Below are 13,287 nucleotides of genomic sequence, written 5' to 3' on the forward strand. Positions count from 1 at the left end.
ACATAAAAAGAGAGCATCCCATTCTTACAGGATGCTCTTTTTGTATTTATTTTTTATTTATTTGTAAGTGATTACATGGAGAACATTGAAATGGAATTTTATCTAAGCAATTAAAGTTCGTTTCGCAAATTTGTTCTATCGTTGGAACAAATGGGATGACTACCATGTTACTTTCTATTATTTGTGTAACAGGTGGCAATACTGTACCTACTTGATGTTCAAAGCGAATACTCGCTTGGTTAATATAATTTCCTGAACCACTTGGTGCGCTCTGAACTGCTACTTGAAACGAAACTGTCCGCGCTTCACCCGGATTTAAATTTCCTATAAGAAACCCTGATACTGGACTTACATTTCGTAATGGAACACTATCGACTATTACGCTTCCAGGGATAAATCGAACACTGCTATCTAACATGTCTTGAAAACGAATATTTTGCATGACAGTATCACCCGTATTTGTAATGACTGTCGTAAACGTAATAACATCTCCAATTGTTGCTACCTGTAAATCTGCCGTTTTTACGACTGTCGTTGAGACATTTTGAGGGATAAACGGGATAACAACTGTATTGCTATCACCTTCCACTACTACAGGTGGCTCATTCGGATTTACAGTTGCGAGCCCATTTGCTGTAGCGGTATTTGTAACTAAATTATTTATTTGCCCTCCCGTTATTACAACTTGGAAATTAATAATTGCCGCATCATTTGGCTGAAAATCACCTAACGGAATACCCGTATTCGGATTGGCAAATGGAAGAGGTACATCATTTACCGTTACCGTGCCATTTATAAATAACGTATTTGGATCAATGATATCTGTTAAAACAATATTCGTCACAGGAACTGTACTATCATTTATAACAGCAATGCCGTAAGTGACAACATCTCCTACCATTGCTACTTCAAAGTTTGCTCCTTTTGCAACAAATAAGATTGCAGTATTTACCGTTACAATAACTGTATTACTCGTGTCCATCACTGTAATTGGCGGTTCCCCTGGTACTAAAATATATTCTGCTAATGCCCCAGCAACGTTCACTACTGTACCACCATCTGGAAAACTCGTAATCGTAGCTTCATATGTTACAATCGCCGTCTCACCGACTGGAATGTCTAAAATCGTAAATCCAACCTGCGGATTTACTCCCGGACGTGCTACTCCATTTACCGTTACACTATTTGGTACAAAAACAGCTTCCGGAGATAGCACATCAATAAATTGAACATTCATTGCATCAGCCGTACCAGTATTTAATATACGAACACGGTACGTTACCGTTTCTCCTACTCCAACAATTGAATGATCTACTTCTTTCAGCATATCTAAACTGCCTCTATTTACTGGCGTGACTGTCGTATTACTTGAATTGGTAATTGTAAACGGTGGTTCTCCTGGAATCAATTCGAAATCACCAGTTACTCTCGCTGTATTCATAATACTACTAGAAGGCGGAATTGAAATTACATTTACTTCAAATGTGATTAATATGCTATCCCCTACTGCAAGATCAGGCAACGCAAAGCCTACAAATGGATCTAAACCTACTTGCGGAATCCCATTTATTTGTACACTTCCAGGAACGAATTCTAAACTAGGTGATGGAACATCGATAAACTGAACATTCGTTGCTGTTACCGTTCCCGTATTTGTAACTTGCACACTATACGTTAACGTATCTCCTAATCGTGTCGCATCTTTATTTACAGATTTTATAACGCTGAATCTTCCTCTATTCACTCTAGTTATCGTCGTATTACTCGGCTCTGTTACTACAACTGGTGGCTCTCCTGGCACTAAAGTAAAGCTTCCTGTTATATTTGCAACGTTCGTAATTGTTCCTGATGACGGGATGTTTGTAACTGTCGCTTGAAACGTCACTATAACTGTTTCACCTACCGGTATATCTCCAACTCCAAATCCAGTAATCGGATTTAAGTTTGGTTGCGAAGCTCCATTTATCATTACACTATTTGGTACAAATGACGCCCCTGCTGAAATGGTATCAATAAACTGAACATCATTAGCTGTTACTGTTCCTGTATTCGTTATTTGAACCGTATACGTTAATACATCTCCAACGAGAGTAGCAGCTCTATTTACTTGTTTAATAACATTAAATTGTCCTCTATTGACAGTTGTGAGTGTTGTATTGCTCGGCTGGTTTACTATAACTGGTGGCTCTCCTGGTACTAATACAAAGCTACCTGCTACATTTGCCGTATTGACAATTGTTCCGTTTGATGGAACACTAACAACTGTTACTTGGAAGGTTACTTCTACACTTTCACCTGGATTTATATCTGGAAGCGGGAATCCATTATTCGGATTGAATCCAGGTTGTAACACACCGTCTATCGTTACACTGTTCGGCACGAATGCTATAGAGGAAGGTAATACATCACTATATTGAACATTCGTTGCTGTCACTGTCCCTGTATTTTGAACTACTGTTGTATAGGTGATTGTATCGCCTACTGCAACAATCGGCTGACTTACTGATTTTAATACATTCAAACCAGATTCATTTATTTCTGTTAATGTCGTGTTACTTGTCGTCGTTTCAGTAATAGGTGGTTCTGTTTCACTTACAGCAAATGTCGCGGTAACGTCTACAAAGTTAACAACTGTACCACCTTCTGGTATGCTCGTTACCGTCTCCTGATATGTGACAAGTACAAAATCATCTACAGGTATATCTGGAACTGTAAAACCAATGAAAGGATCTAATCCTGGTGCCGGTACCCCGTTTATGCTCACACTTCCTGGTACAAATGCTACACCCGCGGAAGTAGTATCTATAAATTGAACATTCGTCGCTGCCACTGTTCCAAAATTTAAAATCAATACATCATACGTTAAAATTTCTCCTACAGTCGCTACTTCTTTATCTACTAGTTTTAACGGAAAAATAAACGCTATATTAATTGTAGTAACGACTAAATTCGTTAATATCGTTTCCGTAATCGGTGGTTCCTGCGGATTCGGTTGTGAAGTAAATGTAACGTCAGCATCGTTTAATATGACTTCATTATCTGGAATCTCTGTAATTGTCACTTGGAATGTTACCGTAATACTTCCACCAGCAATTAATAATGGAGTAACAGTAAATCCTATTTCTGGATTTAAACCAAATTGCTGAACCCCACCTATCGTTACACTATTTTCAACAAATGTCGTTCCTTCCGGAATGACATCTTGGAAGAGTACATCTGTAACAGGTATAATTCCTACGTTCGTAATTAGCACGCTATACGTTAATACATCTCCAACAGCCCCAGTTGCAACGTCAACTGCTTTTGTTGCTGTTACTTCACCAGGAGGAGGTAACGGTATTGTAACTACTGTCGTATTACTTGAATTTGTCGTTGTTACAGGTGGTTGTAAAGGATTTAATAAGAAAGTGGCTGTAGCAGATGCTGTATTTAATACTGCTCCGCGCGGGGATGGCGCAACTACTGTAACTTGGAACGTTACAGTCAATGATGTCCCAGCTGCAATATTAGGAAGTAGAAAACCAACATTTGGATCAAACCCAGGTTGTGGCGTCCCATTTATCGTTACACTATTTGCTACAAATGTTGTTTCTAGAGCAATTGGATCAATGAAAGATACATTCGTCGCTGGTACTGTGCCGTTATTTCGAATGACAACAGAATACGTATAAGTTTCTCCAAGTGCTGCTTGTTGTACAGATGAAGATTTTTGTATATTTAACTGTGCTGTGTTTACTTGCGTCACGACAAAATTGCTATTCGTAACAGTCGTTATTGGAGGATTTGCTGGATTTATAAGAAAACTTGCAGTAACGTTCGATTGGTTTCTAACATTTCCACCGCTCGGAACACTCGTCACTGTAACTTGAAACGTAATCGTAGCCGTTTGTCCGACCGGAATATTTGGTACTGGGAAACCTACCATAGGATCCGCGCCTTGCTGAACAACTCCATTTATCGTCACACTATTTGCTACAAACGCAGTTCCAACAGGAATCGGATCTTGAAAAATAATATTCGTTGCAGGAACAGTTCCTGTATTTTGAATAAGAATTGTATACGTTAACGTATCTCCTACGCCTGCTTGCGGTGTGTTTACACTCTTTATTACATTAATTGATCCTACATTTACTCGCGTCACAACAATATTACTAATCGTTACAATTGTAATTGGTGGCTGCAGAGGACTTACTTGGAAATCAGCAGTTACATTCGCATTATTCGGAAGAACTCTATTCGGTGGTACACTCGTGATCGTCACTTGAAAAGTAACTGTTACCATCCCTCCTACTGGAATATTAGCAAGTGGAAATCCAGTTGTTGGGTTTAAACCTGGCTGAGGCGTTCCATTTATTGTTACACTATTTGCTACAAACGTTGTTCCAGATGGAATTGGATCAAGGAATGATACATTTGTCGCTGCTACTGTTCCACTATTTTGTATACGAACTGTATACGTTAACGTATCTCCTACACCTGCTTCAGTAGCGCTTACACTTTTCATTACATTTAACCCTGAAGAATTCACGACTGTCATAACAGTATTACTTGGTACTGTTACAGTAATCGGTGGCTCTGTCGGATTTACAAGGAAATCTCCAGTTACATTCGCATTATTTACGACATTATTTCCTTGGGGAATTTCATCAATTAATACTTCAAAAGTAACAATTACACTCGCACCAGTAGGCAAATTATTTAATGGGAATCCAAGTTCTGGATCTGCCCCTTCTTGTAAAACACCATTAACAACTACACTATTTTCAATAAATAATGTCCCTTGTGGAATTGAATCTTGGAAAAATACATTTGTAGCTGGTACACTACCTGCATTTATAACTTCGATTGTATATACTAAAACATCCCCTACCGTTGCAACATCTGTATTCACTGCTTTCACAACTTCAAAATTCCCTGATTGTACAGTTGTATTCACAATATTACTCGGTACATTGATTGTTACTGGCGGTTCGCTCGGATTCACTTGAAAACTTGCTGTTACATTTGCTCGATTTAAAATATCTTCATTTTCTGGATCCTGTACAATTAATACGTCAAATGTGACTACAACGGTTTGAGCCGCAGGAATATTTGGAAGAGAAAATCCTGTATTCGGATTCAATCCACTTTGCGGTACTCCATTAATTGTTACAGAATTTGCAACGAAAGAAACAGCGGAAGAAATAGTGTCTTGGAAAAACACATTTGTTAACGGAACATTTCCTGTATTTTGGACGGCAATTGTGTATGTTAAAGTGTCCCCTACTGCCGCTTGCGTTGTATTCACTTCTTTTATTACATTTAAACCACCCGTATTAACTTGTGTCACTACAGTATTCGTTTGTCTATTAATCGTTACTGGCGGCTGATTTGGTTTAACGACGAAATTAGCAGATACATTTCCACGATTCGCAATCGTACCTCCTGATGGCGTAGATGTCACTCGTACTTGAAAAGTCACTGTCCTACTTCCGCCGGGAGATATATTTGCTACCGCAAACCCAGTCGCTGGATTTGCCCCAGGTTGCGAAACCCCATCTACAGTCACACTATTTGCAATAAAAGTCGTTCCAATTGGGATTGGATCTTGAAAAACAACATTCGTCGCAAGTACATTTCCTGTATTCTCAATTGTAACGGTGTACGTAAGAACGTCATTCACTGTCGCAAAAGCTCTATCCACTGTTTTTCTCGTTCTTATATCAGCTATATTAATTGTAGTAACTACGGTATTACTCGTCGCTTGACCTGAAATTGGTTGTTGACCAGGCACTGGGGTAAAGGTAAAGGTTGCACTTGCACGGTTCGGTATTGGATTGACAAGAGGGTTCGATGTCACTCGTACTTGAAAGCGTACTACAGTCGTTTGCGATGCATTAATACTTCCAAGATTAATACTACTTGATGGATTCGCTCCTGGACGTGCTACTCCATTAACCGTAACACTATTAGCTACAAATGTTGTTCCTGCAGGGATACTATCAACAAAAATAACATTGTTTGCAGCAACATTCCCATTATTCGTCACATTAACTGTGTACGTTAATACATCATTAAGAGTTGCCGTCTGTAGATCTACAGATTTTTGCATACTTATAGTCGCTTGATTCACTGTCGTTTGTACTGTGTTTGAAGAAGACGTACTTGTAATAGGGGCACTACCGACAAAAGGACGGAATTGATATGACACCATTGCACGATTTGGAATAGGATTTGGGTTCGGGAACGATGTTATTCGAACTTGAAATGTAACAATTCTTTGCGTGTTATTTGGGATTGTACCTAAATTAATTCCATTCGCGGGATTCGCACTCGGTTGTGTTACTCCACCTATCGTTACACTACCTGCTACAAATGTCGTTCCGTTCGGAATACTATCTTGTAATACAACGTTTTCTGCACTTCCTGTTCCTGTATTCGGGACCGTAATCGTATAGGTGAGAGTATCCCCTACCCCTGCAACTGTTCTATTAACCGATTTAACAGGATTAATGATTGGACCTGTCGCATCAATTTGAACACCAAATCCAGCTGCAGCATACCCATCTCCATTTGTAATGAAGCGCACAGTCGCTGACGTCTGATTGTTTACTAATGATGATGATGCATCTACATTCGTAATATCCCAGCCTTGTCTTCGGACAGCTAAGGCTACCCCTAACGGTTGATTCAAATTCCCAAATGTTCCGCTCGTATCTAAATTTCCATTGTCATTACAAATTTGTGACTGAAAGAAATTATTTGCAGGATTTCTCGGTCCGAATAAAGTAACTGTAGCATTTGCATTCGGCCCAAAACGAAGTTGATCTCCAACAATGTTAGCATCACCTTCTTGGGCAGTTACAAGTACTCTTCCTGTAACTGTTCCCGTAGACGGCGTTGCAAAACCTGAAATAACAGCATCTACTGGTGGTGATGATGCCTCAATAATTTCTTGTCCTGCATACACCGATAAATTCCTTAGTGGTAAACTCACATTTTGATAAACTACCTCAAGCGTCCAGCCAACCGAACGACTAATTGTTGAATCAGCTGAAGTTCTTGCAGCTGGCACGGCACCTGTTGTATATGTGCCAGCCCCACCTGCACTAACAAGGTTCGTTACGTTAGCAGAACGACTATAATAAAACTGCTTCCCTACTGAACCTTGCTGGGCAGTTGCTGGGTCTGGTGTAACAGAAAATGTCCCCGCTGGTGTTGTAAAGGTAATATTATCATTTAAAAACGCAGTAACATCCTCCGTATCAGTCCGGTATGTGCCAGCCCACACAAGTTCTGCGTATAAGACACTACTCCCTGCTGGAAGGTTCAAAATTGCACTTGCAGAATTTAATCGCCAATCATTTGTCGTTCCTGCTGGGAATCCTGGCACTTGAAGCGATGTATTTACCGTAGTAAATACATCAATCGTACCGAAATTATTGCCTGGTGCAGGAGATGTAGGACTGAGTCCCAACGTGTTCCCAGTGAACGTGACGGCACCAGTAACTGTCGTTGTAAAGCGATTCATAAAAGGCACGTAATCATCTCATTTCATTTATAGTAAAAAGTGCTCTATACTATAAAATGTAGACAAACTATAGAGTGTACGTTGTCCAACAAAATTCCGCACATACGAGAGGAGTTTATAAAACTATGCGCTACGTTATCATAACAGGAACTTCACAAGGTTTAGGTGAGGCAATTGCCGCGCAATTATTAGAAGAAAGCACAACCATCATCTCTATTTCTAGAAGAGAAAATAAAGAGCTTACTAAACTTGCAGAACAATATAACAGCAATTGTATTTTCCATTCCTTAGATCTTCAAGATGTACATCATTTAGAAACTAACTTTAACGAAATCATTTCATCCATTAAAGAAGACAATGTATCTTCTATTCATTTAATTAATAATGCGGGTACAGTTGCACCTATGAAGCCGATTGAAAAAGCAGAAAGCGAACAATTCATTACGAACGTTCACATTAATTTACTTGCCCCTATGATTCTTACATCTATGTTCATGAAACATACGAAAGACTGGAAAGTAGATAAACGCGTTGTAAACATTTCATCTGGTGCAGGAAAAAAACCTTACTTTGGCTGGGGCGCTTATTGTACTACGAAAGCTGGTGTGAATATGTTTACACAATGCGTAGCGACTGAAGAAGAGGAAAAAGAATATCCAGTAAAAATCGTCGCTTTTGCACCTGGTGTTGTGGATACAAATATGCAAGTACAAATTCGTGAAACAAATAAAGAAGACTTCACAAATTTAGACCGATTCATCACACTAAAAGAAGAAGGAAAGCTATTATCACCTGAATATGTGGCAAAAGCTATTCGTAACTTACTAGAAACTGAGAACTTCCCGCAAGGCGAAGTTATTAGAATTGATGAATAATAAAAAGGCGTGCTAAAATAGCACGCCTTTTTATTCTACTTCTCTAAAAATATGAGCACAGACTCCGCAATTTGTTCATAACCAATTTCTTGATAAATTTTATTAGATGTCGGATTGGCTAAATCAGTATATAGTGTAGTCGTCTTGTACCCTTCGTCTAACATACGTTGACTGAGTGCCGCTACACAATTAGATGCGTACCCTTTTTTTCGTGCTTCTTTCGGGGTATAAACGAAATTTACTGTTATATTATTTGTAGTTGGTCTCGTTTTTGCAGCTACAGAAACGAGTTTCCCATCTACTTCTAGACCAAATAGACGATTATTAGTGATTAATGTATGTGCGGTTTGTTCCGCTTCTTCTTTCGTAGTTGGGAGCTTCACATCTTCACAAAATTGATATATCCATTTTTCTATTAATGGCAACTCATCATTAGTTACTTCTCGAAAAATTCCATCCTCGTTCCACTTCTTCTTAATTTGTTGTAATGCATATACACCTTGTTTCATTACAACATTCGTTTTCTTATTTTCTAACACCGCAAGCTCTTCAGCTAATTTCTGTACAATTTCCTTATTACCGATCAATCCAGGAATGTCCGGATATACTTTCGATAACTCTTTTGCAAGTTTCACTATATCTACTTCTGAATTTTCAGAAGTTGCAACAATCATTTGTATCTTCTCTTCTGTTTGAAGAAATACAACTGTAATTTCTTCTCCTCGTTTCGCTACCCCCATAAACGTCGGTTCTTGAGCTACTTGTAATATACCTAACATTAAATTATTTTCCTGCTCATTCTTTTCTAAAAATGGTGTAACATCTTCTTTAAAATGAAGAATCTCTTTATATACGTGTAATTGAATCATCGACAATCTCTTCTCTCCATTTATATTTTAATTAAGTATTGGCGATTAATTCATTAAATCCTTCTTTTACGATTCGATAATATTTGAAACTAATATGTTCAAATTATATTCAGCTCGTAATATTCTCCGTTTTTCCGTTTCAAATCGCTCTTCTTCATTTTCAAATGACTCTTTACGCTTTTGAATCATTCGTTCCATCTCTTTTTTACTCGGTCCTCCGTATACATTTCTTTTTTGAATAAAAGCTTCTGGCGATATAATTTCTTTCCACTCTTTTTCTAATAAATGTATTTTAAATTTTTCTTGTAAGTATATATTTACATCTTTGAAATGTAATTCATGAAGCTCCTTTTTCTGCACCAATGACATATTAGCAATCGTACTTGCTGCATGATGAGCATGCCGAAATGGAATTTTATAGTTTTTTGTTAAAACATCTGCAAAATCAGTTATCGTTATTGCATGTTTATAGGAACGACTTTTTAACGTTCCTTCTTCTACTTTCATCGTTCGAATGACTGCATTCATAATAGAAAATACGCGAATCGTCTTTTCGATTCCTTTATATAAATACGGCTGTAAGTCATCTTCCGTATCGACAATATCCCCAAATGGTGTATTATGAATCATTTGAAATACTGTAAATGCTTCTCCTAAAGCGCTACTCGTAATAGCACGAGCATGCTCAATTGAAACTGGATTTCGTTTTTGTGGCATAATACTACTAATTTGCACATATGGCTTCGCAACAGTAATACCATCATATTCTTTCGTCGCTAATAATAAGAAGTCATGAATCCATCTACTCGTATTTGTCATCATTATCATAAGTAACGAGCTAACATCTAATAAATAATCCGCTCCAGCGACAGCATCATATGAGTTCTCAATTACATTTGTAAATCCAAGTAAATGAGAAACTCGTTCTCGTTTAATAGGAAAACTTGTTGTTGAAAGTGCAGCTGCCCCCATCGGAGACTGATTTAAAATTTGGTACGTTTTTTTCATTCGTTCTAAGTCTCTTTGCATCGTATCATAAATTGCTAACATATAATGACCAAACGTTGTTGGCTGTGCTGGTTGTGTATGTGTATAAGCTGGCATAATTGTTCCCTTATGATCATCAGCAAGTTGCAATATACTTTCTTGCAATAATAAATGGTGTTCCATTAATCGTAATACATATCGTCTTAAGCTCATACGATACATCGTTACTCCCATATCATTTCTACTTCGACCGATATGCATATTACTTACAAAATCACACTTTGCTTCCTGAGAAATTAAATGTTCAACTAAAAAAAAGAGATCTTCATGTTGTTCTGTATATCGCAATTGATCTTTGGGCATTCCTTCTACCTTTTTTAGTGCTTTTAATATAACTGTAGCTTCTTCTTTTTTTATTAAACTTTCTTCAGTCAGCATCATAATATGCGCTTTATGCACTTGAAACATATCTTTTAATAAGTAGTTATACTGAAAATTAAATACATGTTGTAATACACAATCCACATATGTTTTCCCAGGGAAATCAGCGCCTTCATTCTTTATAAATTCTTCTTTACTCTGTTTCATCACCTTTTCCCCTTTCACCTAAGTATTACTACCCATCATACCCAGAGATAGTAAAAAAGTGCTTATACATAAAGTGAAACTTTAATTAGCCCTTACCAATCGGCCTTTTACAGGCAATTGTACTCCCACCTAACTCTCTCGCATTCGCCCAATTTTGAGATGGGAGTCTTACTGTCCACAAATAGCGGGACAAAAATAAACTCGGTGCTTTATGCACCGAGTTTATTTAATAAAAGTCGCATCATACTTATCACTTTGCAACACTTGGAAATGTAAATTTGCTAAATGTTTACGTATTTCTGCACTGTCATCTTCATTTAAATTATTCGCTAAGAATACAATTTCTGTACAGTTCCCGCGCTTATCCATAGCATAAACCGCTTTTGTAACCGTCCATGGCGTATACCCATTCTTTTGTCCTGCGTGTCTGAATGTTTTACGATATTTCTTGGCACTCATATCTGTTTCAACGATACTCGCCCACACTTTTTCTTCAGCTTCTGTCAGGCCACCTTTATGGTTTGCCTTTTGCAGCAATACCATATAATCGTTTGCGGACGCAGCTGGTAATCTATCTGACCAAATTTTATCATAACGTTCCTCTAAATAAAGAGGAATTTCTTTCTGTAATAATGACCCCTTCTTTTTTAAGCGCTCATGAATAATCATCGCATATTCACGATATTGCTCTTGAGTCATTTCTTTTAATTTTTTCTCTATTTTATATTTTGGAACATGTAATTCTTTATGCAAATATCCCGGGATATATAAAGATGAAACAATCGGAAATAGTGGTTGATGTGCAGGGAGCGATAAACTTTGTAAATTTCGATTAATATTATCTAATCCTAACACTTCCATTAAATATTCCGCATTAGCATTCGAACTAAACTTAACCATTCCTTTTGCCACGTCTTCTAAAGTAACGGCTCCTTCAGTTATCTTGCCTGTCTTCTCCAAATACCTTTGCCATCTATCTTGTGCACCACCATCTGTATTCGGTACATAATATCGATTGACATCATTAATTGAAACGAAACTAGCCGGGTCAATTTTCCCTTCTGTAACTTGTTTCGTATATTCAAGCGCCACAATTAATTTCATCGTACTAGCAACTGGCAATACAACATTTGGATTTACAGAATAAACAACTTTATCATTTCTCTTTACTAGAAGCGCACTATTTTTTTCATCTTTATGTTCTTCAATAAAAGATGCAATATACTGTGCATCATCATTATTTGAACTCCATACTTTTTTCACTAAAAAGTTACCCGATATTAGCAAAACGAAAATACCCACAATTACTGCGCATACTATAGTTTTTTTCAAGTAAAATTCCTCTCCTATTGTATAACTCTTCTCTCTATCTTTAAAAAACAAAATAATGGAGATGGTCATTTAAATAACCATCTCCATTATTTTAACTTGTATACTCCTATTATGTCTACGTCATGATTTTCACAAAATCCTCAAGAAATTTTTTATAATGTAATGACCAACCAATTCGTACCCAATTTTTCAAGGCTTTTGCATCAGGTTGAGGACGGAAATCTGCAATACTTTCTCCTTTTGCAATTCCAGCTGTATCTACATCGACACGACGATATACATAATCTAAAAGGGATGGATTTGCCGCAACCATCATTGTAACGACGTCATGTACTGGACTTCCTTTTATTTTCGGATTTAACTTTCTATAAGCTTTATAATAATACGTAAATATCGGCTCGATTAACTTATTAAAACTCGTTTTAGAATGTTTCGTAATATATTTTACCATCTCTGGCGTTATAATTGCCTCGGATGTAACATTAAGCGGCACTAATGTTACATTCTTCGCATTTTGCATAACTAACTGTGACGCAATCGGATCGCCATGAAAATTCGCCTCCGCCACTGGTGTAACATTGCCAGGCATTAAAAAAGCACCGCCCATTATATAATATTCTTTTACATATTTCATCATCGGCTTTTCTAAAATAAACGCTGTCGCTAATGTCGTTGACCTACCAGCATCAACAATGATTAATTCTCCTTTATATTTTTCAAGAATATCGAAAAACTCACAAAAAGGCTTTATATTTGGAGAAAGGTTTTTCGGAGGACGAATTGGCCCTAAACCTTCCGTCCCGTGAATTTCTGGATAATACGTTGTAATATCTCCAGATAAAGGGATTTTCGCACCATTAATAACTGGTATATCTTCCCTACCTGCTAACTGTAATAAATACGCTGCATTACTTGTCGCTTTTTCTTGTGTTACATTCCCATATCCAGTTACTACGCCAACAATATCAATATCAGGATGCAACAATCCATACATAATTGCTAAAGAGTCATCTATTCCCGGGTCTCCTAAAAATAACACTTTTTTCATCGACCTCAACTCCATCCCCTCAGTTGTTATTAATTTATGAATAGCCCTACATATACAGAATAAAAAAGATGAAATTTA

6 protein-coding genes are annotated in these 13,287 nt (G+C 37.4%); 1 reads left to right on the plus strand and 5 read right to left on the minus strand.

What is annotated here, in order from left to right; genetic code table 11:
* Window positions 1-46: 46 nt before the first annotated feature.
* Window positions 47-7,519 carry a DUF7507 domain-containing protein gene (locus JDS95_RS01780; RefSeq protein WP_144467324.1) on the minus strand — a complete coding sequence of 2,491 codons (7,473 nt, stop codon included), beginning with the start codon at window positions 7,517-7,519 and terminating at the stop codon, window positions 47-49.
* 116 nt (window positions 7,520-7,635) lie between these two features.
* Between JDS95_RS01780 and JDS95_RS01785 the strand changes: the two genes are divergently transcribed.
* On the plus strand, window positions 7,636-8,385 hold the full coding sequence (locus tag JDS95_RS01785) for a (S)-benzoin forming benzil reductase (protein ID WP_001271043.1): 750 nt from the start codon (window positions 7,636-7,638) through the stop codon (window positions 8,383-8,385).
* 35 nt (window positions 8,386-8,420) lie between these two features.
* On the opposite strand, the gene JDS95_RS01790 is transcribed toward JDS95_RS01785, so the two are convergent.
* The 4 genes from JDS95_RS01790 to JDS95_RS01805 all read right to left on the minus strand — a co-directional run bounded on the left by JDS95_RS01790 (window position 8,421) and on the right by JDS95_RS01805 (window position 13,224).
* A complete protein-coding gene (locus JDS95_RS01790) occupies window positions 8,421-9,260 on the minus strand; it encodes a GNAT family N-acetyltransferase (RefSeq protein ID WP_134853376.1) in 840 nt (279 codons plus the stop codon).
* Between the two features lie 60 nt (window positions 9,261-9,320).
* On the minus strand, window positions 9,321-10,829 hold the full coding sequence (gene argH / locus JDS95_RS01795) for an argininosuccinate lyase (RefSeq protein WP_000813957.1): 1,509 nt from the start codon (window positions 10,827-10,829) through the stop codon (window positions 9,321-9,323).
* Between the two features lie 222 nt (window positions 10,830-11,051).
* Entirely contained in the window at window positions 11,052-12,161 is a 1,110-nt protein-coding gene (locus JDS95_RS01800) for a serine hydrolase (protein ID WP_000751360.1), read from the minus strand.
* Window positions 12,162-12,276: 115 nt separating this feature from the next.
* On the minus strand, window positions 12,277-13,224 hold the full coding sequence (locus JDS95_RS01805) for a nucleoside hydrolase (RefSeq protein WP_073990662.1): 948 nt from the start codon (window positions 13,222-13,224) through the stop codon (window positions 12,277-12,279).
* Between the last annotated feature and the right edge of the window lie 63 nt (window positions 13,225-13,287).

The organism is Bacillus cereus group sp. N24 (assembly GCF_016483345.1).
GTDB classification, from domain to species: domain Bacteria; phylum Bacillota; class Bacilli; order Bacillales; family Bacillaceae_G; genus Bacillus_A; species Bacillus_A toyonensis.

Excerpts from the sequence above, each read along its gene's own strand:
- JDS95_RS01785 (WP_001271043.1), top strand. The coding sequence starts at position 7,636 with ATGCGCTACGTTATCATAACAGGAACTTCACAAGGTTTAGGTGAGGCA.
- argH (WP_000813957.1), bottom strand. The coding sequence starts at position 10,829 with ATGAAACAGAGTAAAGAAGAATTTATAAAGAATGAAGGCGCTGATTTC.
- JDS95_RS01805 (WP_073990662.1), bottom strand. The coding sequence starts at position 13,224 with ATGGAGTTGAGGTCGATGAAAAAAGTGTTATTTTTAGGAGACCCGGGA.